The organism is Phormidium yuhuli AB48 (assembly GCF_023983615.1).
Taxonomy (GTDB): domain Bacteria; phylum Cyanobacteriota; class Cyanobacteriia; order Cyanobacteriales; family Geitlerinemataceae; genus Sodalinema; species Sodalinema yuhuli.
Map to the genome: position 1 here is coordinate 1,616,247 of NZ_CP098611.1, position 24,274 is coordinate 1,640,520.

General features: G+C 45.1%; 24 protein-coding genes, 1 tRNA gene and 1 pseudogene. 13 read left to right on the forward strand and 13 right to left on the reverse strand.

What is annotated here, in order from left to right; translation table 11 throughout:
- The first annotated feature begins 18 nt into the window (after positions 1–18).
- The 4 genes from NEA10_RS06920 (at position 19) to NEA10_RS06935 (ending at position 2,336) form a co-directional block, all read left to right on the forward strand.
- Positions 19–501 (forward strand): hypothetical protein, encoded by a 483-nt coding sequence (locus NEA10_RS06920; RefSeq protein ID WP_252664601.1) that lies wholly within the window; start codon positions 19–21, stop codon positions 499–501.
- A gap of 49 nt (positions 502–550) precedes the next feature.
- Positions 551–1,168, forward strand: a complete 618-nt coding sequence (locus tag NEA10_RS06925) for a Uma2 family endonuclease (RefSeq protein ID WP_252664602.1) — start codon at positions 551–553, stop codon at positions 1,166–1,168.
- Positions 1,169–1,420: 252 nt separating this feature from the next.
- Positions 1,421–1,618: a hypothetical protein gene (locus NEA10_RS06930; RefSeq protein ID WP_252664603.1), complete on the forward strand. Its 198-nt coding sequence runs from the start codon at positions 1,421–1,423 to the stop codon at positions 1,616–1,618.
- A gap of 136 nt (positions 1,619–1,754) precedes the next feature.
- A complete protein-coding gene (locus NEA10_RS06935; protein ID WP_252664604.1) occupies positions 1,755–2,336 on the forward strand; it encodes a hypothetical protein in 582 nt (193 codons plus the stop codon).
- A gap of 26 nt (positions 2,337–2,362) precedes the next feature.
- On the opposite strand, the gene NEA10_RS06940 is transcribed toward NEA10_RS06935, so the two are convergent.
- Positions 2,363–3,745, reverse strand: coding sequence for a helix-turn-helix domain-containing protein (locus NEA10_RS06940; RefSeq protein ID WP_252664605.1), 1,383 nt, complete (start codon positions 3,743–3,745; stop codon positions 2,363–2,365).
- A 380-nt stretch (positions 3,746–4,125) separates the two neighbouring features.
- Positions 4,126–5,186, reverse strand: a protein-coding gene (locus tag NEA10_RS06945; RefSeq protein ID WP_252664606.1) for an ISKra4 family transposase whose coding sequence is annotated in 2 segments (ribosomal slippage) — positions 4,126–5,030 and positions 5,030–5,186 — 1,062 coding nt in all. Because the reading frame shifts where the segments join, the coding sequence is not laid out codon by codon here.
- A 562-nt stretch (positions 5,187–5,748) separates the two neighbouring features.
- On the opposite strand from NEA10_RS06945, the gene NEA10_RS06950 reads away from it, so the two are divergent.
- Together NEA10_RS06950 and NEA10_RS06955 are read left to right on the forward strand one after the other, a co-directional pair.
- Complete coding sequence (locus NEA10_RS06950; RefSeq protein WP_252664607.1) at positions 5,749–6,996, forward strand: HesA/MoeB/ThiF family protein; 1,248 nt, start codon at positions 5,749–5,751, stop codon at positions 6,994–6,996.
- Positions 6,997–7,018: 22 nt separating this feature from the next.
- Positions 7,019–7,279: a hypothetical protein gene (locus NEA10_RS06955; protein WP_087708953.1), complete on the forward strand. Its 261-nt coding sequence runs from the start codon at positions 7,019–7,021 to the stop codon at positions 7,277–7,279.
- Positions 7,280–7,315: 36 nt separating this feature from the next.
- Here the strand turns inward: NEA10_RS06955 and NEA10_RS06960 are convergent, their stop codons facing one another.
- A complete protein-coding gene (locus tag NEA10_RS06960) occupies positions 7,316–8,353 on the reverse strand; it encodes an IS630 family transposase (RefSeq protein ID WP_252664608.1) in 1,038 nt (345 codons plus the stop codon).
- Between the two features lie 78 nt (positions 8,354–8,431).
- On the opposite strand from NEA10_RS06960, the gene NEA10_RS06965 reads away from it, so the two are divergent.
- Together NEA10_RS06965 and NEA10_RS06970 are read left to right on the forward strand one after the other, a co-directional pair.
- On the forward strand, positions 8,432–8,971 hold the full coding sequence (locus NEA10_RS06965; protein WP_252664609.1) for a ubiquitin-conjugating enzyme E2: 540 nt from the start codon (positions 8,432–8,434) through the stop codon (positions 8,969–8,971).
- Positions 8,972–8,976: 5 nt separating this feature from the next.
- The gene (locus NEA10_RS06970) at positions 8,977–10,269 is read left to right on the forward strand and encodes an MPN domain-containing protein (protein WP_252664610.1); all 1,293 of its coding nucleotides are present in this window, start codon (positions 8,977–8,979) and stop codon (positions 10,267–10,269) included.
- A gap of 353 nt (positions 10,270–10,622) precedes the next feature.
- On the opposite strand, the gene NEA10_RS06975 is transcribed toward NEA10_RS06970, so the two are convergent.
- A complete protein-coding gene (locus NEA10_RS06975; protein WP_252664611.1) occupies positions 10,623–10,913 on the reverse strand; it encodes a nucleotidyltransferase family protein in 291 nt (96 codons plus the stop codon).
- Between the two features lie 161 nt (positions 10,914–11,074).
- Between NEA10_RS06975 and NEA10_RS06980 the strand changes: the two genes are divergently transcribed.
- On the forward strand, positions 11,075–11,326 hold the full coding sequence (locus tag NEA10_RS06980) for an AbrB/MazE/SpoVT family DNA-binding domain-containing protein (protein ID WP_252664612.1): 252 nt from the start codon (positions 11,075–11,077) through the stop codon (positions 11,324–11,326).
- Between the two features lie 37 nt (positions 11,327–11,363).
- On the opposite strand, the pseudogene NEA10_RS06985 reads toward NEA10_RS06980, so the two are convergent.
- The 7 genes and pseudogenes from NEA10_RS06985 to NEA10_RS07015 all read right to left on the reverse strand — a co-directional run.
- Positions 11,364–11,792 (reverse strand): annotated as a pseudogene (locus tag NEA10_RS06985) (IS1 family transposase); the annotation flags it as partial.
- Between the two features lie 35 nt (positions 11,793–11,827).
- The gene (locus tag NEA10_RS06990) at positions 11,828–12,097 is read right to left on the reverse strand and encodes a transposase (RefSeq protein ID WP_445164667.1); all 270 of its coding nucleotides are present in this window, start codon (positions 12,095–12,097) and stop codon (positions 11,828–11,830) included.
- A gap of 5 nt (positions 12,098–12,102) precedes the next feature.
- Positions 12,103–12,979, reverse strand: a protein-coding gene (locus NEA10_RS06995; protein ID WP_252664613.1) for an IS630-like element ISAtsp1 family transposase whose coding sequence is annotated in 2 segments (ribosomal slippage) — positions 12,103–12,648 and positions 12,650–12,979 — 876 coding nt in all. Because the reading frame shifts where the segments join, the coding sequence is not laid out codon by codon here.
- Positions 12,980–13,039: 60 nt separating this feature from the next.
- On the reverse strand, positions 13,040–13,942 hold the full coding sequence (locus NEA10_RS07000) for an ISL3 family transposase (RefSeq protein ID WP_252664614.1): 903 nt from the start codon (positions 13,940–13,942) through the stop codon (positions 13,040–13,042).
- A 45-nt stretch (positions 13,943–13,987) separates the two neighbouring features.
- On the reverse strand, positions 13,988–14,290 hold the full coding sequence (locus NEA10_RS07005) for an IS1/IS1595 family N-terminal zinc-binding domain-containing protein (RefSeq protein ID WP_252664615.1): 303 nt from the start codon (positions 14,288–14,290) through the stop codon (positions 13,988–13,990).
- Positions 14,291–14,366: 76 nt separating this feature from the next.
- Entirely contained in the window at positions 14,367–14,717 is a 351-nt protein-coding gene (locus NEA10_RS07010; RefSeq protein ID WP_374111856.1) for a HepT-like ribonuclease domain-containing protein, read from the reverse strand.
- Positions 14,707–14,997: a nucleotidyltransferase family protein gene (locus tag NEA10_RS07015; protein ID WP_159786739.1), complete on the reverse strand. Its 291-nt coding sequence runs from the start codon at positions 14,995–14,997 to the stop codon at positions 14,707–14,709. The genes NEA10_RS07010 and NEA10_RS07015 overlap by 11 nt, the downstream gene beginning before the upstream one ends.
- A gap of 59 nt (positions 14,998–15,056) precedes the next feature.
- Here NEA10_RS07015 and NEA10_RS07020 point away from each other — a divergent pair, with 59 nt between their 5' ends.
- Positions 15,057–16,202, forward strand: a complete 1,146-nt coding sequence (locus NEA10_RS07020; RefSeq protein ID WP_252664617.1) for a cysteine desulfurase family protein — start codon at positions 15,057–15,059, stop codon at positions 16,200–16,202.
- 31 nt (positions 16,203–16,233) lie between these two features.
- Complete coding sequence (locus NEA10_RS07025) at positions 16,234–18,021, forward strand: M61 family metallopeptidase (protein WP_252664618.1); 1,788 nt, start codon at positions 16,234–16,236, stop codon at positions 18,019–18,021.
- Positions 18,022–18,142: 121 nt separating this feature from the next.
- Here the strand turns inward: NEA10_RS07025 and NEA10_RS07030 are convergent, their stop codons facing one another.
- The gene (locus tag NEA10_RS07030; protein WP_252664619.1) at positions 18,143–21,328 is read right to left on the reverse strand and encodes a HEAT repeat domain-containing protein; all 3,186 of its coding nucleotides are present in this window, start codon (positions 21,326–21,328) and stop codon (positions 18,143–18,145) included.
- A gap of 119 nt (positions 21,329–21,447) precedes the next feature.
- Here NEA10_RS07030 and NEA10_RS07035 point away from each other — a divergent pair, with 119 nt between their 5' ends.
- Together NEA10_RS07035 and NEA10_RS07040 are read left to right on the forward strand one after the other, a co-directional pair.
- On the forward strand, positions 21,448–21,969 hold the full coding sequence (locus NEA10_RS07035) for an SET domain-containing protein-lysine N-methyltransferase (RefSeq protein ID WP_252664620.1): 522 nt from the start codon (positions 21,448–21,450) through the stop codon (positions 21,967–21,969).
- 7 nt (positions 21,970–21,976) lie between these two features.
- The gene (locus NEA10_RS07040; protein ID WP_252664621.1) at positions 21,977–24,043 is read left to right on the forward strand and encodes an adenylate/guanylate cyclase domain-containing protein; all 2,067 of its coding nucleotides are present in this window, start codon (positions 21,977–21,979) and stop codon (positions 24,041–24,043) included.
- A gap of 23 nt (positions 24,044–24,066) precedes the next feature.
- Here NEA10_RS07040 and NEA10_RS07045 read toward each other — a convergent pair.
- Positions 24,067–24,151: transfer RNA gene (locus tag NEA10_RS07045), tRNA-Ser, on the reverse strand.
- Between the last annotated feature and the right edge of the window lie 123 nt (positions 24,152–24,274).

Below are 24,274 nucleotides of genomic sequence, written 5' to 3' on the forward strand. Positions count from 1 at the left end.
GTGGATTGTTCATAACTGTTGAGACAAGCATTGGTGCGGGATTCTACGGATAAGGTAGCACTACGAGAGGCGATCGCTCTCCTGAAGTATTATGGCTTCGATTTGGGGGGGGAGACGGCGGAGGGGTTTGTGGAACGCTGGCGACAGGAGATTCCCCCGGATTGGTTGCGTCTGGCGATTCTGGAGGCGTTATATCAGGGGCGTTATAAGGGGGTTTCGGTGAGTCAGTTATTGGGATTATGGCAACGGCGGGGGACGCCGGTGCAACATTTTAATGGTGAGTTTGAGCGGTTGATGTGTGGGAGTTTGCCGGGGGTGGTGCGGCCGGAGGAGGAGATTCCTGAGGCGGAACCGATTGAGATGGAGGAGGAGACGGGAGGGCCGGATGTGGGACTGCATGAGCCGATTAACCCGTTTACGCCTTCTGAGGTGCGATCGGCCTTATATGAGAAGTTACAGCATTTGGCGCAGCCGGAGCGGGATGAGGATACTTTAGAATAGAAGTCTGTGAGGGTGAGAGCCAGTGTTGTGATGTTGAGAGGTTGAGACCATGGTTGTAGCAACATCCCCCCCAGTGATTGAGGTGGATACGTCAGAAGTGCGTCGAGGCTACAGTCTGGAGGACTATCGACGCTTTGAGGCGGAGTCCCTGGAGCGTCATGAATATCGAGATGGGGAGGTGGTGACGATGACGGGAGGTTCTGAGGCCCATAATACGATTACGGTGAATTTGGTGGTGTTGCTGGGCTTTTTGCTGCGAGATAGTCCGTTGCGGCTGTACAGCAGTGATTTGCGTTTGTGGTTGCCTCAGTACAACCGCGCCACCTATCCTGATGTGATGGTGGTGGAGGGGGAACCGGTGTTTCAGGAACAGCGAAGTGATGAGATTCTCAATCCGACGCTGATTGTGGAGGTGTTGTCTCCCTCTACGGCGGCTTATGATCGGGGGGATAAGTTCCGCCGCTATCGCTCGATTCCTAGTTTTGCCGAGTATCTGCTGGTGAGTCAGCAGGAGCCGTATGTTGAGCAGTTCTCTCGTCGGGATGAGGGGGTATGGGAGTTTCGGGCGTTGGAGGGGTTGGAGGGGGCGATTAGTCTACCTCGCTTTGATGTGGAACTCCCGCTTGGGGAGATTTATCGGCGGGTGCGCTTTGCTGAGACGGGGTGAGCGGGTTGTGCCAAACTCAAACTAGAGGCATAGGCTGTTCTGATGGGCGATCGGGCAATACCTTGACGCGGTTATCGAAGAATCAAGAAATAGGGATTTGATACCAATTTTCATACATTCGTAGCAGATATGGCTGTAGGGGCGAACGGCTGTTCGCCCTCCCCCATTTTCAGGTGTCTGGCAAGGTTCTCAAAAGATGGTATTACCAGGTCAGGAATCAAGGATAATTATTGACGTTGAAGGAAGCCAACTATGAACAAAACTGATATTCTAAGTCAATTGGAAGGAACCACAATCGAGGAGCGTATCCTGATTATTGAAGCGATTTTACAGACTGTTAAACATGATATGTGCGTCTCATCCTCTCCACCCTTGGACTCGGAAGATAAGCCCCTCCGAGGTCAGGTGATTCGCTATGATGAGCCGTATGAACCGGTCGCTTACGAATAACATTCAATTTAAGAAACCCAAATTCATGTCTAACCTTAACCCAAATTCTTCGTATCAGAATTATCAAGATTTAAATCTCGTCGCTCTATCTAAATTGTTTAAAAATAGAACAACATCTTATAAATATCTATTATTTTTGGCAATTTTATCGAAACTTAAGTCTAGTGGCTTTGCCAGTTCATATTCTGTCGAGTTTCAGGAGTTAGTCGTTGAGATGCTAGTCATCGCCTGGTATCCCGCTAACATTCATTATCTCAGCTTTGGAACCCAAGACAAAATCGTAAGAACCCTAGAAGACCTGAATTTAGAAGCCGGGGAGAGTTCCAGCCATCCTAGTGTGAATGATATCAATCAGATTCGCAAAAAAATCAGACATCAAGATATCGACGGAATCGTGAAATACCTAAAGCGTTATGTTCCTTTTCGCTTGATTTTACCGTTTTTTAAGGATGAACTCCAAGGAATTGATATCAACCATGGTGTTGATACAGAAATTCCTAAGCTGGCGATAGCCAAGTTTGATGAGATTAAGCCACTCTATTGTTTTGATAAACCGAACAAAAGCCAGTTTGAGCGTCTCATCTTTCATCCTGAATGGATTAACTACATTCAGGTGAACCATGGGATTTTACTAAACTGGGTGAGTTGGGAATGGCTACAATATATGCAAGATTGCAATCCCTCGGTAGAGGTGACACACCGCAAGTTATTTGTTTAAAAAATAGAGTCAAGTTAAATTTTGCCTTAGATTTCCGGACAAGCGCTTATCTCAGATAGGATATATTTTTTAAAAGCAGGATTTACTTCGTAAAACCCATTGACTTGGTTTATTAAACAACGTCTCGACAAAGATTGTAGAATATTAATCAAATCCAAATCAGCTAAATTATCATCTTGCAAAATAACTTTCAGGGTCTGAGGATGAGAGTTATGACATAATTTATAAATCATCAGTTTTTCAGATTGCGATAATACTTGCCACTGCTGACGGAATAAGTCTTTAATATCTTCAGTCAAGAAACAATAATTTTCGGGAATATCTTCTACCCTTATACCTAAAGTTTTAATGAGATTTGCTGCACTATTCAAACAATAAGGATGACCTTTAAATTCTATGAGGTGCTTCAAATAATCACCGCTGTCTAATAATCCATGGTTTATGAGAATATCATTTGCAGATTGATCATCTAAGCCCAAGACTTGCAAAAATCTATCTCGGGAGCCTGAGGAAATCCAGGTTAGAAGTTCTCTGGGCATTTCACATCCAACCAAAATAATACAGCTTTGATGAGACCCGTGTTCTAAAGCTTTAAAAAAATGCCAATATTCCTGATGTTCATTCTTGTACGTTCCCGACAATTGATTTGGTTGAAATAAAAAATCAATATCATCCAATACAATCAAGCAACGCTTTTTTTGCAAAGCATAAAGAATCTGTGAGATGTCTATATCTCTAATCGAAATAGAAGAAGATAGATACTGCAGTAAACGATGTTGAAGTGTTGAGAGCCTTGGCATAGAGTACAGACTACACCAGATGATTTTTTCAAATTTATCTTCCAGTTCATGAATCAGTTGGACAGCTATGCTTGTTTTCCCAATCCCCGGAATCCCGGTTAGCGCAATCAGGCGACAGTGTTCCTCTAAAGCCCAGGTTTTGAGTAGTTCTAGTTCAACCTTGCGTCCATAGAAGTTGCTACAGTCTGGCATTTCACTCACATGTTGATCGTCAAGCGATTTATCTGATGCGTCTGATGTTATGTTTTCATGACTTTCTGGCGAAAAATTCTGGCTAGCTATAGACGGTTCACCTTCACGACAGATATTAAAACTGCCACGGACATTCTGTGCAAAGTTTAAGACATTTGAATATTGCCATCGCTCCATTGCGGACTGTAAGTTTGACTTACTCACTTCCTCCTCCAGAGCCTGAGAAAGAATTCGCCACAACTCAGACCCTGCAATCCTTACTGTACTTTCCGAACAATCAAAATCCTTAGCAATTTTTTTATAAGTCTCTCGTTGTAGCGCTCCTTGCAGCACGGCCACTTGTAAGTCGTCAAGATGCCGACCTGTTTGACGGTAAACTAGCTCATCTGCAAGATTTAACATTTTCTCAAGATCCATGAAAACCCTAATAGCTCTACATTGTTTGTATTATACATAACAATTATTTATTTGTCACCAACAATAATGTACATTTCAAAACAATACTAAACTTTTTTTTAAAAAATTGCAAACAAAATAATACTTGACAGGGGCAAAATAAAATGGGAAGCTGTAATTGTAATTGCTCAACCAAGCTTAAAATGCAATGGCTTAAAATACAATGGCTTAATCAAAATCAACAGAACTAGTTAAAAAATCTAAGTACTCCCAAAAAACTGTAGCAGTACAAAGCAAAATTTAATCTCATTTGTACTGTGAAGAGAGCGTTATGAGCGGGGTGCATCTCAGTTAGGAGACTAAGTATATTTACTCAGGATAAATGGGTATACCGGGAGTGATTAAGCTACAAAGTCCCCATTCAAGTACGCACAGCGATGCTTCAACACCTTCGGCACATTCTCCCCTAGCCATTGTGCCCCCGGCAATTTCACCCTGAGTCCAATTTGTTTGACCAAGGACTCGACCCGACCCGAACCAATTGAATGTCCGGCTTCCTGCCAAGCCTGGTAGTCAATGAGGCGGTGAGAATGATGCTTCAAATAGTTGATAAATCCTGTCGCTCCCCGACATCGCTCTTGGCGCAGATAGCGAATCACCTGACGGGTCTCCCCTCGCCACAACCGGGCTCGTATCCGCGACAGCTGAGCGGCTGTGGCTTGTACCTTATGAGCATTCTCCATCAGATGATACCAATCAAGCACTTCGATACGTTGCTCTGGGGTCCCGATCGACTCAAAGATATTCCAGACCCCATCATGACCATCTCCGAGACAGGTCAAAAGCGCGGCTAACTGCCTCTGATTCACCCAGCTAATGAGTCCCTGATTGTCTTTAAAAAAGGCTACACCTCCATGGCCGTGGACATTTAAGGCTTTATATTCTCGCCACTGACCCGGTTGACCCTTCTGTGTCCTCAGGCGAATCATCCCACCATCGAGGCTCAGTTCTTCTATGGGTTCACTCACCTCGACCTCACACCAGTCCTCTCGCTGAACCAAGCGTTGGAGCGTACTGTGGGAGATGCTCACCCCAGTCAGCATGGCAATATCTTCTTCGGCTCTTTGGTAAGAGGCGTTAGCACTGACGAGAGCACAACACTTGGAAAAATAAGGACTCCAACGAGTTCGCGATTTCACTTGTAGTTGTTGAGCTTGAGCTGTTGTCAGGGTCACTGGCCCCAGGATGCTAGTTAGGGTGCGTTGTTTTCCGCTGTGTCGGTCTGTCGCCGCGTTGATAAAAAAACCCCCAGTTGAGGCAAGACATGTTTCTGGGCTTGGGCCCGAACGTTTTTCTCAATTCCTTCGAGGGTGGTCAGTTCAGCTGGGTCAGCTTCCTCGTAGAGAAGTTTGGCAATTGCGTCAAGATGCTGTTTGAGTTCAGCCTGCTTTTCAGGATTCATGGCTCAAGGGTGGTCGACAAGGCCTCTATTATAATCGTGATTGAAGAACGGTTTTGAGGAGCACTGTCATTGAGTATATTTACTCACTCTCCTAACTGAGATGCACCCTATGAGCGGTGTAGACGATTTATTTGAATTCCTGATAGACACTGCTGTCAGTTTTTACAGGAAAGCCAGAAACTTTTTCGTTAAAATTTTTTCATCTGAACCTGTTTTCAGAGATAACCAACACAATCATAGTAACTCTCTTCCTCGCAGAAATACCCCAAACTTACCACAATCTTCTAGTTTTTATTCATTAGAAACCCCTCGACCAAGTACCCGCACGCAGCCAGCAAGAAGAAAAAAATTTGAGATAATTGAGACCAGTCAGCCCGTAGTACGAAGAGTTAATTTTACAAATTCTAGAAGAACAGAAAAATTTAAGAATATCATAGAAACCATGCCTCATCAGTGTCCTTACTGTAAAACGAAATCCGAAGATAAACCTGGCAATATTATCAGAGCTGATGATGGATGGAAATGTAAGTCTTGTGATTATACTTGGTAAAAGCATATTATCATGAATGACAAAAAAAACTTTTTGGTTAACGAGATTATAGAAATTGATGACAATCCATTTGATCGTCAGGAGCGTATTCGGGGCTGGGATCAACAGAAGCTAAGAAATTCAAGAGTCTTAGTTTTTGGGGCTGGAGCCATTGGTAATGAAACCTTGAAGAATTTGGCACTGCTAGGAGTGGGTCATATATATATTGTTGATTTCGATACGATTTCCACTTCCAACCTGAGCCGCACGATTTTGTTTCGCCGTGGCGACAAAGGAAGATACAAAGCGAAAATCGCGGCTCAAAGAACTAAAAACTTAGCCTTGGAAGATAGTGCAAAAGTATCCTGGTTTCATGGAGATGCTGTTTGGGACTTGGGAACAGGAATATTTAGACATGTTGATTTGGTGTTAGGATGTTTAGATAATGTAGAAACTAGATTTGCCATCAACAAAAAATGTTATTTGGTGAAAACTCCTTGGATTGATGCGGGAATCTATGAATTAGGAGGACATGTCAGCGTTTTTACACCACCTCAGGTTCCTTGCTATCAATGTGGTGCAACCGAGCAACAGTTAAAAGCAGCCAGAAAGCGATATTCTTGTGATGACTTTAAGCGTACCGTTATTAGTGAGGGAAAAATGCCGACTGTCCAGATAACATCATCTCTAGTTTCGGCTATTCAAGTTCAGGAGGCAGTTAAGCTTTTAACAAAACAACCCGTCAAAAGTGGAAAAAAAATTTACTTTCAAGGTCGAACAAATGATTTTGATATAATCAGTTTAGTTGAAAACAAAAATTGCACAGGTCATGATAGTTACCCCGAAATTATATCATTGCCTTTAAAAAATTCTGTGACCTTAAAAACTTTTTTAGAAGTTGTTTCAGAAAATCATTTTTCTGGATGTAACGCGACACTAGACTTTCGGGGAGATCGAACATTTATTAAGTCGGTATCTTGCAAATCGTGCGGAGTTGATATAAAATTAAACAAGCCAAGTTTCAGGATTTTTGATACCGAAACTATCTGTGAGGTTTGTAGGTCAAATAATGTCAAATTCAATCAAGACTTAAGTGACAAACCTTCTACCAGATCAACTGTTCCAACTTTTAGCTTGGCTAAAACAGAGAAACATATCTTGGAGATGACTTTATGGGATATTGGCATTCCTTATCGTCATATATTAGCAGTCTGTGATGACGCAGGAAACTACAAGTATTACGAGTTATCTATGGATGACCCGTTTTCTGAAGTAATCTAATTTTGTGAGGACAACTTGTAAGATGGCAGATATTAATGTAAAATTCATCCATCCGACCGATGGGCGAGAACTGACTGTAACTTTGGATGATAGCATTACGGGTCAAGAAGCTGTTGCCGAACTCATTTCAGCCAGTTTCATTGAACCCGATTCACAAGGTTACAGTCTGGCAATTAAAGGTGGAAATCAAATTCGTCCAAATGCAACCTTTTCTGAATCTGGTGTGAAAGAACCAGACCAGAATACAATTCGTGTTGTACCTGCGACTGATGCTGGAAACTAAATCAAGGGGTTTTTAATAATGACACCTATAGCAGTCCTAACTCAGTTGTGGCAAAACTCCATAATAGGATAGTTTAGGGAAGTCAAATATTTGACCATCGGCAAAAAACTTAAATAGTCCCTTAACCATTTTAAAGGAAGTACATAAATGATAAAACTGCCGGATAAAGTTTTTGGTTTGTAACCAAATATCCTCCACCGGATTTTGCTCAGGAGCATTGGGAGCAAAGTTAGTGCAATGAACCAGCCATTTATCCTCGGGTAACTCTCCATTGACCTGCTTTAAATATTCCTGAAATTCTTCAGAATTATGATAACTAGCACCATCCCAAAAAATAGCCAATCTTTGACCCGGTCTTTGTTTTCGTAAATACTTGATAAAGTTGATTGTATTTTCTGTGTTGCCAGCTAAATAATCTTTAACAATAAACTCATGATTTTGATAGTCCAGTGCTCCGTAATAAGTTTGTCTATTTTTCTGATTTTGAATAGGAACTTCTAAACGAGTATCTGTTCGTCCCCAAGCATGACCTAACAGGTCTCCCCAAAGAAGATGGCATTCGTCAATCATAAACACCGCAAGCTTTCCAGCCATTATTTCTGCTTCCCACTTTTTTAGCTTTCTTTCAATTTCTTCTTTTTTTGCCTTAACTTTTTTTTCATCCTTAGCAGGGTTCTTTTTTTGTGTTTTCTTCCAACTTATACCGGACTCTTTGAATAAGGCATAGTAACTTTGATCTGATGCATATACCACCTTATGCTCTTGCTCTAAATATCGTTTTAAATCCCCGAGTCTTAAATAATCTTGTTCCCTTAGCCATTCAATCACCACCGCCCTGGAGGAAGGTTTCAAGTAACTTTTACTCCCCTTGTATTGAAGTTTCAAGCTATCTACTCCATGAAAAAGAGCCTGATTTTTCCACTTACTAATAAAACTGTGGGAGACCTGCAAGAGGTTTTCAATTTCATGATAAGATGTTCCCGTCAAAATCATTTTTACAGCTAAAGCTCTTTTGACTTCTTGAGCATTTTGAGTGTTTTCGATAAAATCATCTAGTTCATCGATAATGGTCATAATGTCTTCTGGATGCCTCCATCTGGGTAGGGTCTCATCTTTCTATTATACATGTTACAACTGATTTAGGACTGCTATATGACACCACAAGAGAGACGTAAAATTCGCCTGGAAAATGACTTCAAAGAAATGACAAATATTAAAGGCAGTGTCATTGACTGGAATGTTCTTAAAGGAGTTGCACCACATGTTGAAAGTTATGAAGTTATTGTGAATATCAGGACAATTATTGATCCATCGCCGCGCTATCGGAATCAACATGACTTGGTTTTAGAACTTCCTGAAAACTATCCCAATACGCCACCCTTAGTCAATATGTCTTCAGTTCCACCTCCATATCATCCCAACTGGTATAGGAATGGCAATTGGTGTTATGGAACTTGGTCTTTATCCGAAGGACTAGGACATTATGTGATTCGTCTGATTCGCACCTTGCAGTTTGATCTAGAAATTACAAATCCTGAAAGTCCCGCTAACCGTGATGCTAACCAGTGGTTCTTGAGCAAAAAAAATAGTGGTTTGTTTCCCTGTGATAAAACAGCGTTACCTGATCCGACCCACTCTAAATTCAGGATTCAACGCAGTGTCCATAAAAAATTCAATATTCAAAATAACTAGTTACCATGAGTCAACAGCCTAATCAACCGTTTCAGACTGGACAGCAAATTCCTAGTATTTTAGTTCCGGCTCTAGAATTTATTCAAGATGAAGCTAATTTTTATGTAAAAATGAATCTTTCAAGCTATGTTTTAATGCCTGGTAATGTAATTAGTCTTTATCGAGGCTTCTTGTTTAAAGTGGAAGCTCCAGAAGTTGATCTAATATCAAGAAAAGAAAATTGTCAAATGACTGATATTTCTTTTGATGAATTACTAAAGATAAAACTCAGTCGGAATCCTGATATTGTCTTGGTATCTAATTTTCCTTGTCTCTATCATCCTCACTTCACACTACCAACACTTTCTCGTTGGTCGTCAATGATCTTACCACCTCTTCAGATTCAGAAAATAAGATGGGTAGATTATGAGGAAACAAATTTAAGTGGGACTTCAGGAGTATCCTTAGGTTTCTATTTACTAAAAGTTGCAAAGTCCCTTATTTATCAAGAGGGATATATCAAAGAAAACACAAGTAAAATTGCAAACAATGAGGCCCTTGAGTGGTATCTCCAAGACAAACGTGAACATCCGGAACACTATCCAACAGATAGAATAAATCTGCCCTCACATAAGTTTAAGCCTGGTAGCTCGATTAGTTATCAGACAAACTTTGACTCTCAAGACGTTGATGAACAATCTAATAGATCTACCCAGTCTGCTCAATTGTCTCGGAAAATTAAATTTACAATCCAAGAGCAAAAGCCTGCTTACACACCAATTTTAAGGGAAAAAACAGATCTTAAAATTAATAGAAGATTGGATTCAGATTTCAGGATTGGACACAACTCATCAATGCAACAAGAATTTTACTTGACTAAAGAAGCTTTTCAGACCATAGCATCTCATATTTCTTGGGGAAAATATAGCACTTCAAATCAAGTGGAGCAAGGCGGTATTCTTCTGGGTACAGTTTATAAAAACCCGGAAACTAATATTATTTATGGTATGGCAGAACAGGCAGTAAACGGAAGTCTAGCTAGGGGTTCTGCTGCTTATTTAGAAGTGACTCATGAAACTTGGAGAGAGATGCTAAATCAAGTTGATAGAATTTATCCAAACCTACAAATTATAGGGTGGTATCATACACATCCAAATAGTCTTGATGTGTTCATGTCAGGTACAGACCAAACAACTCAACGAAGGTTATTTAGCCAAGATTGGCAGTTCGCCATTGTCTTAAATCCTCATCGAACGATTTGGCGAGCTTTTTATGGTAGAAATTCAACCGAGTGCAAAGGGTATGTTTTATCTGAATAGATATAGCAATAATCTCAGAAATAATTGTTGAAAAAATTACTGCTGAAATATTAAACTGTTAGATTATGTTTGTTTTTAGTCGGGGTAGGGTGTGTCCCGGCTTCGTTCAGTTTTGGATTTTTGGTAACAAGATCAAGCTAGCCGGAACGCACCGGATTCGGGGACAAGGTGACAGAGAAAAGTCATAAAGAATAATTGCTATGGTGCGGTGCAGCGACTTCCAGATTGTCCTCTTGCTTGTAGCACGCAAAACCTGGGGATTATCCGAAAACTTTTGGTAGGTTAAACCCTGAGTCATGCTTTCTATAACCTCAATTTCAGCGACGACATCTTGAAGTCGTCTTAAAAAACTCCTAGATGGCACGAATCGCCTCCCTCAATACCGAATCACGAACATAAGGCCGCAGTGAATTAGGTGTTCCCACATCAACCGAACAGCCAAAAAGCTCCTTTAAAAACGACTCCAGGCGCAGCAAGGTAAATAACCCCACCGGATGATGAAACTCAACCAAAATATCGACATCACTTTCCGCTGTCGCCTCGTCTCGCGCCACAGAACCAAAGAGAAACAAGGCTTTCACACCAAACTCCTCCAGGCGATCGCGATGACACTGAACTAACGCCAGAACCTGTTGTTTATCCATATCCCCCATCTCTACCACGGCTCCCAAGCCATTGGAAAACTCCCCTTTCAACTTCGCAACTCGTTCTATTCTTTGGATGAGGAGTTTCGAGGGTTTGGCGAATTGATTGAAGCTGAGGTAAAATAGGGGAAGAAAGCTCTAGAAGTATTGGGAGTCAGACCATGACACAGGAGTACCGGACATCAATAGCTCAAGACGGGTCAGAACAGGTGTTAAGAATACCACCTGAGTTTGCTATGAGTGAACAAGATGTTGTATTACGTAAACAGGGTTCTCTCTTGGTGATTCAGCCTGTTTCTGATATTCCTTCTGAGACCTCTTTACTATCTTTACTCAAGAGTTTTTCGAAAATTGAGGATGAGTTTCCTGATGTAGACGAGAATCTTCAACCTTTAGATAATGTAAAAAATTAGAATATAAACAAATCACGGTAGTCCTGAATGGTAATAGTCAACCGCAGAGTGAGGCATTATAATGATGCACAAAGTACCAGATTGCACCAACATGATTACTCAATTTCTTGGAAAATGATAAGGTTTTCCGGACTAGTCGTCCAACACGCTGCCGTAGGGTGTTGTTCAAACGTTCAATACGGCTCGTTTTGCCTGAGTCCTTGCTCACAGCTTGATGTCGTTTATTAGGAATTACCTGTTCATAGGCTTCCCAAAAATCTGTGAAACAGACGGCACACTGGCGGTAAACTGGTGGCAATGATTGCCAAAGCTGCTGCGCTGATTTTCGAGAACGATCCCCAATGAAGACCCCAACAATTTCACGAGTCTCGATATCAATAGCGAGCCAGACCCAGACTTTGTTATCTTTGTTACCAACAAAAGACCACATTTCATCAAGCTGAAGGGTCAGTTTTCTTTTTTTTTGGGGTCTTCTGGATGTAGGGTTATAATATAAACTTATCAAGTAAAGCAAGATAGAAAACGCCTGCGCATATTTTCAAAATTCATAAAGCCATAGGCCTGACGCTTTATCAGTTTAAGACGATTATTGATTCCCTCCATTACACCATTAGTTGTTCGGCTTAAGAAATAATTACATATCGTGTCAAGGTGATTACGAATTGTCTTAACAGCATCACCATAAATATGGCGTGCTTCATGCAACCATTCTTCAAATTTCTTCTTGGCAATGTCTCGATCTTGCGTGTTCTCATATATAGCATTAGTCAAGGTGGTTAGGACGCAGATTTGAGAACGGAATCCATGGCATCATGGAGAGAATCAAACTGCTCAATACAGTGGCGAATACGGGCTTTCAGCCACGACCAACATTTCTCTATTTTGTTGAGGTCTGGCGAATAAGGTGGTAGATAGAGTAAACGGCATTGAGCTGCCTCCACCAGTTCAGCAATCCGCCCCCCTTTATGAAACGTTGCATTGTCCAATACTAGAGTCTGACCTGGCTTCAGTGTTGGAATTAAGATGAACTCCAACCACAACTCAAACACTATCCGATTACAACAACCCTCAAAGCTAAAGGGAGCTAAGAGTTGTTGATGACACCATGCGGCTATCATACTTACCCTGCCCTGCCTCTTCCCTGATTTGAGTGCATGGAAGCGTTTTCCTTCCTCGCAGTAACCATAAGGGTAATCCGAGTCCTGACTATTCATGCCGGCTTCATCGAGGTAGACCACTTCTTCCGGCTCCATCTGTTCAATCTGAGCCATAAACTCCTCTCGCTGTTGCTCATCACGTTCTTGGTAGCCGTAAGTTTTTTTTTCTGGTGAAGCCAATTTTCTTCAAGGCTCTGGATATGGTGCGAGGAGAGATGTCGTCATCCCAAAGTTCAGCCATTTGAGCTGCTGTTTTGTCGCCATGCTCTTGGGCAAAAGCCTTGAATTTTTGCCAGTCGGTAATTTTGTGGTTATTGCCAGGTCGGTGATGAGGTTTAGGGAGGAAGTCTCCGGTCTGTGCTTTTCTTTGCAGCCAGAGATTAATGGTGTTCCTGCTGACATGGAAAACTTGACTGGCTTCTGTTTTGGGCATACCGTCTAGTTCAATGGCATCAATAACTTTTTGTCTGAGGTCGTAACTATAGGGGGCTGGCATTTTTGGTCTTCTTAGTCATCTCGTCCTCTCCATTATACGTCCTAAGTGTTCTGTCTTGTGCTATATCTCTCTAAAACGTTCTTTCAATTGGTAAGCTTTTTGCAATTTTTTGGACTGCCTCAACACCAGATCTAGCTTTTCAATTTGCTCATTACTTAAGTCTTCTCTATTTTTGAGTAACACCCATTTTGCTCCTCTTATTTTCACCTTAAATCGAGTCTGCTTCCGGATTTTATCAAGATTGTCATTCACCGCTTTCATGACGTGAAATCTATCAATAGAAATCTTGGCATTAGGAAATACTTTCTTGATGAGCTTTGGAAATCCCCCCCACATATCTACACTGACTTCTTCGACCGCTTCCCTGACCTTTAAAGGCTGCTGCATAAGAATTTCAGCAATTTCGTCTTGCTGGTGAGAGTCAATAACTTCTATCAATTTCCCTTGATCTAGATCGCTCGCCACGGTGGCAAAATCTTTGTGCCCTTTCCGTTTGGCTATCTCGTCTAACCCCAACCTTTTGACTTGTCCCCAGCTCTTTTTTTTTAAATCGTACAAATGCTGGTGAATCCCATTTACCTGATCCCAGGATAAGTCTTCTTCTTTTCTGACGGACTCGACGCTACTAGCGATGACTCGATCATAAATGTATTCTTCATACCGCTTTGTGAATCTTCGTCCAGATTCAACAAAATCCAGCTCTTCTGTGAAATATTTTTGACAATGTTTGCAGTAGAACTGACGCCGTGGTATGTTCAGATAAACGAGTTGACCCGAAATCGGTAAGTCTCTCACCATCACGGTTCGTATTTGGTTCAACTCGCCCGTCTTTTTCCCGCAATGAGGGCAAACAATTTCGTCATCTTTAAAGCCAAGTTTTAAAAATATTACTTGACCCTCCCGGACTACATTTTCAACCCGCACCTGGGGTAAATTCACTAATTCTTCTATCAAAAAGTTCATCTTTTTATTGTCCTAGATTAGTATTACTATTATACACTTTTCACCTCAAACCCGGAAGACCCTTTTTTTGGGAGAAACTTCAACCTGTTTAGGGAGGTTGTCAAACTTTTGATTAACATACATCTGTAGCCAACGCTCGGATACCCCGGTCACTCTAGCAATGGCAGCCAGAGCCAAACGCTCAAGCAACAACTTATCAATCAATTGACGAGTGGCTTCGTCGATCGGCTGTCGAGTTGGGTTTTCAACAAACTGTCGTCCACAGTCCTGACAACGAAATCGAGCTTTACCATAATGAGTGTGCCCGTATTTGATGATTTTGGTAGATTGGCACTTTGGACAGTTCATTGGTCTATCAAAACAGTGTACAATTTCTATTATACACGACTACCATTACCATTCAGGACTACCCAAATCACAACTATTAGGCAGACGGATAGGACTCTAAAATATCTGTTAGAGATTTTTTTAGAATCGGCAAGTCTGAATGTAGCGTCTCCCAAATGACCTCACTATCAACTTGGAAATATTCATGAATAACACGATTACGGAGTCCTCGAATTTGAAACCAAGGAATGCTTGAATCGAGTGCTTCTAAATCATTAATTACACTTGAAATTGCCTCGCCAATTACAGCAATGCTATACAAAGTAGCACGCAAAACCTGGGGATTATCCGAAAACTGTTGGTAGGTTAAACCCTGAGTCATGCTTTCTATAACCTCAATTTCAGCGACGACATCTTGAAGTCGTCTTAAAAAACTCCTAGATGGCACGAATCGCCTCCTTCAATACCGAATCACGAACATAAGGCCGCAGTGAATTGGGTGTTCCCACATCAACCGAACAGCCAAAAAGCTCCTCTAAAAACGACTCCAGGCGCAGCAAGGTAAATAACCCCACGGGATGATGAAACTCAACCAAAATATCGACATCACTCTCCGCCGTCGCCTCGTCTCGCGCCACAGAACCAAAGAGAAACAAGGCTTTCACACCAAACTCCTCCAGGCGATCGCGATGACACTGAACTAACGCCAGAACCTGTTGTTTATCCATGACCTGACCTGGCTTTCGAGGATGATTAATCCCTACCTAGTCTAGCCTACCCCCTATCCATGCCTCCCATCTACCTCGACTACCACGCTACCACCCCCGTTGACCCCCGCGTCATCGACGTGATGACCGACAGCCTCACCCACCACTTCGGGAACGCCAGTAGCATCGACCACCCCTACGGCGATCGCGCGGCCGCACAAGTCAAAACCGCCAAACAGCATCTAGCCACCCTCATCGGCGCATCTCCCCGGGATATCCTCTTCACCTCCGGCGCAACGGAAAGCATCAACCTCGCCATTCAGGGATGTTTGCGGGACACCCCCCTCCAGATCCTCCTCAACCCCCTCGAACATAAAGCCGTTCTCGATACCTGCGAGGCGATCGCCCAACGGGGACAGGCCCAACTCCACTATCTCACCCCCAGCGCCACTGGACAACTCAACCTAGAAGAAATTGACCGCTACTGTGGCCAAGGAATCGACCTGCTGTGCGTCATGGCCGCCAACAACGAAATCGGGACCATCTATCCCGTGGAGGCGATCGCCAAAATCGCCCAAACCCACCAAGTCCCCTATCTCTGCGACGGCTCCCAAGCCGTTGGAAAACTCCCCTTCCAATTTCGCGACTGGGGAATCACCTTTCTGGCCCTCTCCGGTCATAAATTCTACGCACCCCAAGGCTGTGGCGCCTTAGTGGTGCGTCCCCAAACCCCCCTCACCCCCCTCCTCTACGGTGGCGGCCAGCAACGGGGACAACGACCGGGAACCCTCAATCTACCGGGGATTGTCGCCTTAGGAGAAGCGGCCCGCCGACGGACCCTGGAAATGGAGGCCGACGAATCTCGGATTGCGCGTCAACGCGATCGCCTCCAGTCCATCCTGCAAGCCAACATCCCCCAACTTCACATCAACGGCGACCTCGACCATCGCCTCGCCGGAAACCTACATATCTCCATTCCTGGGATTCCCAACAGTGCCATTATCGCCCGAGTGCGCGATCGCCTAGCCATCTCCACCGGGTCCGCCTGCACTTCCGGCGTAGAAACCCCTTCCCATGTCCTGCGAGCCATTGGCTTATCCGACTCAGCCATTGAAGGCTCCCTCCGGATTGGTTTAGGGAAATTCACCCGTGACGCCGACCTGGACGAAGCCGCGACGATTCTCAGCCAGGCCCTCCTAGCCATTCAGAAAATTATGTCAAGATAGGCACAATAGCTCTGACGTAATAAACCTGACTGTGATACAAGCGACTGAAACCCGTTCCCAAACTCCCCAATCCCAAACCGAGGTGAGCTTCCACTACCATGTGGCCATGTCCCAGCCTCAATCCCACCTCCTGGACATCACCCTGGAGGTTCGCAACTGGACTGCTGGCCATCTCGACTTAACCTTCCCCGTCTGGACTCCTGGCTCTTATTTAGTCCGGGAATATGCCAAACAAATTCAAGAGTTTACCGCAAAAACCGATAGCGGAACTCCCCTAACCTGGCAAAAACAATCGAAAAATCAATGGCGGATTCAAACGAAAAATCAGCCGCATCTCTCTATCTCCTATCGCCTCTTTGCCAACGACCTCACTGTTCGCACCAATCACTTCGATGAAACCCATGCCTATTTTAACGGTGCGGCGACCTTTTTCTATAGTCCGGGACTCGAACATCACCCCATTGAGGTCACCATTCATCCTCCTCATCCCGATTGGCAAATTGCGACAACTCTACCGGCTGTTGAAAATCAAGCGAACTGCTTTCACGCCGCTGATTTTGATACCTTAGTCGATAATCCCTTTGAAGTGGGGATTCAAGAGCGTCGTAGTTTTGAAGTTTTGGGAAAACTCCATGAGTTCGTGGTTTGGGGACAGGGAAATCTCAATCTCGATCGCCTCGTCGAAGATACCAAACGCATCATTGAACTCGAAGCCAATCTCTTTGACGGCTTACCCTACGATCGCTATCTCTTTCTTCTACATCTGTCCGCCGGTGGCTTTGGTGGCTTGGAACATAAAACCTGTTGTTCCCTCAACTATCCCCGCCTAGCCTTCCAAAATCGCGATCGCTACCGTCGTTTCATGCAGTTGGTGGCCCATGAATTTTTCCATCTCTGGAACGTCAAACGCATTCGACCCAAGGCGTTAGAACGCTTTGACTATGAGGCGGAAAACTACACCCCCTCTCTCTGGTTCTGTGAAGGCGCCACTAGCTATTATGATATGCTCATTCCCCTCTGGTCGGGAATTTATGGGGGTAAAGCCTTCCTGAAAATCTTTAGTAAAGATGTCACCCGCTTTTACAACACCCCAGGACGTTTGATACAACCGCTGAGTGAATCCAGTTGGGATGCTTGGATTAAACTCTATCGCCGCGACGCCAACAGTGATAACTCGCAAATTTCCTATTATCTCAAAGGGGAAATGGTGGCGTTGATGCTGGACTTGACCATTCGCCGTAATAGCCAAAATGCGCGATCGCTCACCGATGTCTTGCGTCACCTGTGGGATGAGTTTGGGAAACCGGAAATTGGCTATACTCCCCAACAACTACAAGCGGCTTTTGAAACCGCAGCCGGTCAAGATTTAAGCGAGTTTTTCCAACGCTATATCCATGGAACGGAAGAGTTACCCTTAAGTGAGTATCTCGAACCCTTTGGCTTACGGATTAAAACCGATGAAGCCAAACAACCACCATTTCTGGGAGTACGGGTGAGTGACGATCGCGGAATCACCTTAGTCGATTTCGTCGAGGCCGGTTCCCCAGCAGCGGAGATTGGATTGGAACCGGGAGACGAACTGCTAGCGATTAACCGCTTGCGGGTAACCGCAACCGATTTTGGCGATCGCCTGCAAGACTTTAACGCGGGGGATGAGATTGAACTGAGTTTCTTCCATCAAGACGAACTAAAAATGATGCGTCTCACCCTCAGCGAACCCCGTCCCGCCAATTATACCGTGGTGACAGTCGATAACCCCACTCCAGAACAGGCTCAGAATTTCCAGGCTTGGTTAGGGGTAGAGATAACCAATCTCTAACTGGCGACTCCTAACTCTGAGGAGAGGCCCTCACCTCTAATAGCTCTAATCCTGAAACCCCTGACCTCTTGATTGTCTCTGTATCAATATCCTCCAGGGAGACGACCGTAGGGGAGTCTCCCTAAAGACTACTATAACGAGCGGCGATCGCCAGACAGGTGTTCAACTTAGGAATCACATCCACCAACACATCAAAACTATCCTTACTTAAACAAAGCAGCAAGGCATCCGTCTCCGCCGTAATGGTGGCAGAATAGGGAGTTTCTCCAAATAAACCAAAGTCCCCAAAATAGCTACCCGGAGTCAACAAAACTGGCTCATCCGAAAAACTTGAACAGGCCTGTAACCTCCCTTGATAAATAATAGAAAGTTGTTTACCTAACTCCCCTTCCTCACAAAAAAGATCCCCCGCTGAGTAAGTCCGTTTCTGAAACCCTCGATCTAACGACCAAAGTTCATCTAGAGATAACTCCTGAAATAACACCAAAGTTTTGAGAAATAAAATGCGGTCAAAGGATAAGTGACCCGATCCCTGAGTCTTGGTAATTTCCGTGATTAACCCCTTCACGACCCGATCGCGATCGCCCAATAGGCCCGCCGGCAATTCTTCCTGGTAACTTACCCAAACTCGCAAGGCCCCAGCCCGAATCCAATGATCTTCTGTATTAAACATCTCCTGTAACAGGGCCAGTGCCTCCTCCACTGGTGGGAATTGAGACGAGGAAACCGGCCCATCTGGATGTTCAATTAGAGGCACAATTGGAAACACATAACGACGATGAGGTAAAGTCTCCAGAGTTTCCAACGCATTATCGCGATCGCGCTTCTCTCCCCGTTGCAATAACTGCCGTACTTCCGCCAAAGTGCGACGATTGCCCAAACAAGACAGCACATGAAAGACTTGATTCACCACCCGCTGAGTGCGATCGCGAAATACCCCAATCAGGGGTTGCCATTGGGGAGACCCTTGAGGGATTCGTTGCCACCAATCCCGAATTAACGCCGCTCGCCGATAATCCGCCTGGAGATAACTCTCCAAAAACTGAAAAGCCCGACTCGTCTTCACCGTCGCCAACACCGCCACCGCCGCTTCTGCCACCTCAATCCGGGAATGATTCAAATATCCCTGAGCTAGGCGATCGAGATTATAGTCCTCATAGCGGGCCAGGGCCTTAATCGCCTGCCCTCGCACCGTAATATCCCGATCCTCCAAACCTCGGGCAATATCAGACCAGAACTCCTTTAACTGAACCGACCCCAGTAAATCCACCGCCGCCCCCCGCACAACGGGATTAGGATGGTCTAAAAACCCCGTAGCCAACTCTGCCAACGCTAAATCTTGCTCCGGCTGCAATTGAGCTAATCCCTTCAATCCCTCAATTTGCACATCCACAGAAGCCCCTTCTAACAAACTCTGCAACTGAGGAATCATCGTCACATCCCCCAGATTCCGGATACCCCGAATCACCACCGTTTTGGTCTCATCATCTAAAGACGACTCCCAAAATTGGCGACAGCCTTCTCGGAGGGGTTCAGGCAAGTTGACAGATTGCTGGGCCAACACACAAGCCAACCCTTGAATCGTAGCTGCCGGACTCCTCAGTAGCCAGGTTAACTGACCCTCAGAAAAAGACTCACCCCGAGCCACCAAAGACTCAAAAGCCAATAACTGGACCCCCAGCTCAGGGGATTCTAAAAGCTGCCACAGAAACCGTGACAGATATTTATCCTCCGGGGTTTTGGCAAAAAAGCGAAATAACGCCCGTCGCTGGGGCAATTCTCTCTGGAAAACCAGGGGTTTAACCTCCTCCAAGACCTGACTCGGACTCCGTAATCCCACCGCTAGGCGTAACGCTTTCTCCTGTTCTTGGGGCTGTCCCTCCCGCAAAAGGGTTTTAAGCCGGGGAATTTGCCCGTTGGGAACCTGGGAAAACAGTTCTTCCAACATCTCCAAATCCATCTCACCGCTGCTAGAAAATAACCGCGTCACCATGGACTGGAAGTAATCCCGACTGAGTTGGCGACGAATTAAGACAAACACCAGCCCTAACCCAGTCCCGAAAAGGGCAATGGCCATAGGGTCGAGATAGGCTTGGGCAACCCAGAGAAACCCTCCCGTGGTGGCCAGGCCCAGAGCATAACAGAGACCATCCGTTAGGGCTCGGACCTTGGCCATATCCCGATTGGGAATTGGGTTATACATGAGGGTGTACACCGGTTGATTCACCGCCGTGTCGATGGTAGAGGAGTTGAAATGGGCAAATAGAGCCGCCGGGAAAGCCCAACCGACACCAAAGCCTAAACTCAGGCCCAGAAACGAAAGGGCAGTAGTGATGGGATAAATAGGATTAGTTCCATCAACCCCCACACGCCCGATGAGGAGTCGCCGGGTGACGAGTAATAAAACCAAGACTTGCAAAATACTGTTGATAGCACTAAAACCGCCGAGAAAGGCTGTAAGCCGTTGGGGGTGGTTGGCGAAATACTGAGCGTAGGCATCGAAATAGAGATATTCAGCAATCCCATACAAGACAATCCAGAGAAAGGTTGACCCCGCTAGCCATTTGAAAATCGGATATTGACGCAGCAGTTCCGGTAGATTACTCGGGGGAGCATCCGCATGGCGATCGCTCTCTTCAGGGGGAATCGGCTGTTCTTGCCGTTGTAGGTTCCAGACGAGAGCGAAAACGACCAGATAGAGAGTCGGAACAAATAGGAGAATGTCCGCTGTGGCCAGGATGTTCGCCAGAACCCCCACGATCATGCCACCCATAAAACCACCAATGGCTTGGCAAACCGTGATATAGGAAGCGATGCGTTTATACTCACGGGACGTGAAATAGTCAGAAATTAGAGTCGGGAGTAAGATGTCCAGTTGTAACGTCCAGAGGAAATAGACCCCAACATAGAGTGCATAATAGATGGGGGGGACGTCCCAGGATAACAGGGCCCGTAACCCTAACATCACACTGCCCGTCAGTAAGGCCCAGTAGCGAAATAACGAGCGATGAGGAATGCGATCGACAATTTGCGAAAACCAGCCATAAATAGGACTAGAGGCTAAGCCCACTAAAATATAGGACAGAGGCAACCCCGCAGCTCCTATATTGCTGACAAAGAGTGAACTAGCTAGGGTGTAGCTCATGACATTCAGGGCCATCACGATCGCCGCTAAGGCCAGGATATGTAGGAGTCGGTTGGAGGAGTGACCGGAACTCGGAGCCGTTACGGTTCGCCAAACACGTTCTAGACTCTGAGTCCAGAGCCGTTGTTTCAGGGTTCCCAAGGAGTGAAGGACAGGGTTCACGTGGCAATAAGAATGAAAATCTTGAACAGAGTGGACAATCGGAACAGTTCGGTGTCACCCTAGTGGCTGAAGAGCATCGGGGCACATTAGCTTTTGCGCCGACTCACCCTCATGAGATTATGACGATTATGAGTGCAGGAACCAAGACTGACGTAGAAATTCGCGCCGCTGGGGAGAAAGGACGGGGAGTGTTTGCCCTGCGTCCTTTTCAGAAAGGGGAAATCGTTGTCGTCGGACGCCGCGTTGGGGTGTATCCACAGCGAACGATTTACTCGATTCAAGTGGATTGGGATGTTCATGTTGAAATGGACGAGCCTGCAATTCGTATTAACCACTCCGATGCCCCCACCACTGGAGTTCAGGATAACCCCTGGGGGGCGTTTAATTTTGTGGCGTTACGGGAAATTGCGATGGGAGAGGAGATTACCTTTGATTATGAAACCACAGAAAGTGAACTGACTGACGACTTTCGGGCCTGTTGTCCTCCGAGGCCGGGACAAGTCAGCCGCAATGGATTTTACAGCTTGCCGATCGCCACCCGCGAAGCCTACGGTAAGTTTGTGGCAAACTATCTTAAGTCTGGGGAGAGTGAATCCAGTTTGAGAAACGTTCATCCCACCTCACCCTTGAAATCCCAGTAAAGTCCCCATGAGTCGCCCCCTTCTCCAATTGTCACTTCTACCCCATCTGGACTATATTGTTATTGATGGGCAATCGCGGATCTTGGATACCTCGGCCAATGTCGAGGAGATTGTCGGTATGGGGGCAGACTTGGCGGTCGGCCAGGATATTTTTGAGCTGTTGCCAGAACTCTTTGGTCTCGAAGCCGTCATGGACTTAATTCGGGATGGCGTTAACCCCTATTTTGAGTTAAAGGCGATCACTCGTTCCCTTGAGAGCCACTCAACTCCCGGCTATTGGGACTTATATATCCTTCCTGACAACTCCCCTCAAACATCCCAAGGTTTACTGTTACTCTTCGAGAATGTAACGGATCGCATGGGCTTGGAACAAACGTTAGTACAAGCCTCGAATGATTTAACCCTAACCGTTAATAAACTTTCCTCGTCGGAGGCGCATATTGAGCAAATTTTGCGCTCCATGCCTGATTCTCTATTTGTCACAAGTCTTTCAGGAAAAATTCTTAAAGTCAATCAAGTTGCTTTAGATTTATTGGGCTATGATGAATCAGAGTTACTTCAAAGTTCCTTGTCAGACTTAATTGTTGACAAAAGCGTGGACATTGTGGACAATCAACGATTTTTGTGTGAAGAAACTGGAGAAATTATTCGGCAATTTGAGCTGATTTTAGAGGGTAAAAATAATCAGCAAGCCATTATATCGTTTACCTGTTCAATGTTTGCCAGTGATTCCAGTGGGGACAGTCACGGTTATAATGATAAGGAACAGCGGCTTATTTATATTGGTCGAGATGTCACCAAAAAACATCTTGCAGAACGCCGCTTAATTGCTCATAACACCGTTACTCAGGTATTATCCCAAGCCCAGGGGTTCGTGGATGCTTTGCCCAAGCTATTACAGGGCTTAGGTGAAGGACTCGCTTGGGATGTATGTGAATTTTGGCAACCCATCCCAGCACATAACTCAACTGAGGCGGAAGCTGATCCTGAACTTCGCTGTATTGATCTTTGGATTCGTCCCCATCTTGAGGGGAATCCATGGACTGATCTGAGCTTCCGCTATGGCTGTCAATGGGTTCAAGAGAGTTGGGTTCAACAGCAGTCTTTGTGGCGGTCTACCTTAGACGATGGGGTGAGCCGACGACAACCTGAAGCTAAACAGATGGGACTGAGTACTGGGTTGTTTTGTCCCTTGACGATTGGTGAAGACTGTCTAGGAATTTTGACCTTATTTTGCAAGCGGTCATTGCCCCGAGATGAAGAATTGGTACAAATGATGGCCACAGCCAGTAACCAAATTGGGCAATTTTTTCAGCGAAAATTAGCTGAAGAAGCCTTGAAACTAGAGCAACGAAAAACAGAACGACTCCTCTTAAACATTTTGCCCTCTAGCATTGCCAATCAGCTTAAAGATGCTCCTGCCACGATTGCTGAACAGTATGAATCAGTGACGATTCTTTTTGCAGATATTGTAGGCTTCACGAAACTTTCATCTCAGATTTCAGCAACAGAACTGGTTAAACTGCTGAACTATATCTTCTCCGCCTTCGACCAACTGACCGAACACTATGAACTAGAAAAAATCAAAACCATTGGTGATGCCTACATGGCCGCTGGTGGCTTACCCATCACCCGATTAGACCATGCCGAGGCGATCGCCGACATGGCCCTAGATATGCAGCAAGTCATCACCGAGTTAAACCGTCAAGCTGGAAGTCGCCTTGATATCCGTATTGGCATTCACAGCGGCCCCGTCGTGGCGGGGGTGATTGGCCTGAAAAAATTTGTCTACGACCTTTGGGGCGATACCGTCAACACCGCCAGTCGTATGGAATCCCATGGCTTGGCGGGCAAAATTCAGGTCTCTCAAGCCACCTATGACTTACTCAAACGTCGTTTTGTTCTAACCCAGCGAGGTAGTTTGGCCATCAAAGGGAAAGGTCAAATGACCACCTATCTCCTCATCGGCCGTCGTCAATCCAAAAAACAGAAGACAGCTAGAAGCCTACCGCCGATTCTGCAAGGGAATCAGGAAATCGCCGACCTAATCCGCCAAAAGTTGCAACAGCAATAAGGGTCGGCGATTGAGTTGGGGAACGGAGAGGGGGAGATTCGAACTCCCGGAAGCTTTCGCTTCATCCGATTTCAAGTCGGACGCAATCGACCACTCTGCCACCTCTCCAAGAGATGCCGTTAGTTATTTTACACCAAATGGGGGGCGATCGCGAACCCCCTCAGCCATCTTTCCTCCATCAGAGGCCTCACCCAGGCCCGTATAATTGATAAAATCAGCGATCGCCGTTAC

Bases quoted from the DNA above. Each gene is read 5' to 3' on its own strand.
- NEA10_RS07005 (WP_252664615.1), bottom strand. From the start codon at position 14,290: ATGAACTGTCCAAAGTGCCAATCTACCAAAATCATCAAATACGGGCAC.
- NEA10_RS06955 (WP_087708953.1), top strand. From the start codon at position 7,019: ATGGCAGATATTAATGTAAAATTCATCCATCCGACCGATGGGCGAGAA.
- NEA10_RS07015 (WP_159786739.1), bottom strand. From the start codon at position 14,997: ATGGATAAACAACAGGTTCTGGCGTTAGTTCAGTGTCATCGCGATCGC.
- NEA10_RS07035 (WP_252664620.1), top strand. From the start codon at position 21,448: ATGACGATTATGAGTGCAGGAACCAAGACTGACGTAGAAATTCGCGCC.
- NEA10_RS06975 (WP_252664611.1), bottom strand. From the start codon at position 10,913: ATGGATAAACAACAGGTTCTGGCGTTAGTTCAGTGTCATCGCGATCGC.
- NEA10_RS06960 (WP_252664608.1), bottom strand. From the start codon at position 8,353: ATGACCATTATCGATGAACTAGATGATTTTATCGAAAACACTCAAAAT.
- NEA10_RS06950 (WP_252664607.1), top strand. From the start codon at position 5,749: ATGAATGACAAAAAAAACTTTTTGGTTAACGAGATTATAGAAATTGAT.
- NEA10_RS06930 (WP_252664603.1), top strand. From the start codon at position 1,421: ATGAACAAAACTGATATTCTAAGTCAATTGGAAGGAACCACAATCGAG.
- NEA10_RS06980 (WP_252664612.1), top strand. From the start codon at position 11,075: ATGACACAGGAGTACCGGACATCAATAGCTCAAGACGGGTCAGAACAG.
- NEA10_RS06965 (WP_252664609.1), top strand. From the start codon at position 8,432: ATGACACCACAAGAGAGACGTAAAATTCGCCTGGAAAATGACTTCAAA.
- NEA10_RS07000 (WP_252664614.1), bottom strand. From the start codon at position 13,942: ATGAACTTTTTGATAGAAGAATTAGTGAATTTACCCCAGGTGCGGGTT.
- NEA10_RS07020 (WP_252664617.1), top strand. From the start codon at position 15,057: ATGCCTCCCATCTACCTCGACTACCACGCTACCACCCCCGTTGACCCC.
- NEA10_RS06940 (WP_252664605.1), bottom strand. From the start codon at position 3,745: ATGGATCTTGAGAAAATGTTAAATCTTGCAGATGAGCTAGTTTACCGT.
- NEA10_RS06925 (WP_252664602.1), top strand. From the start codon at position 551: ATGGTTGTAGCAACATCCCCCCCAGTGATTGAGGTGGATACGTCAGAA.
- NEA10_RS07040 (WP_252664621.1), top strand. From the start codon at position 21,977: ATGAGTCGCCCCCTTCTCCAATTGTCACTTCTACCCCATCTGGACTAT.
- NEA10_RS06970 (WP_252664610.1), top strand. From the start codon at position 8,977: ATGAGTCAACAGCCTAATCAACCGTTTCAGACTGGACAGCAAATTCCT.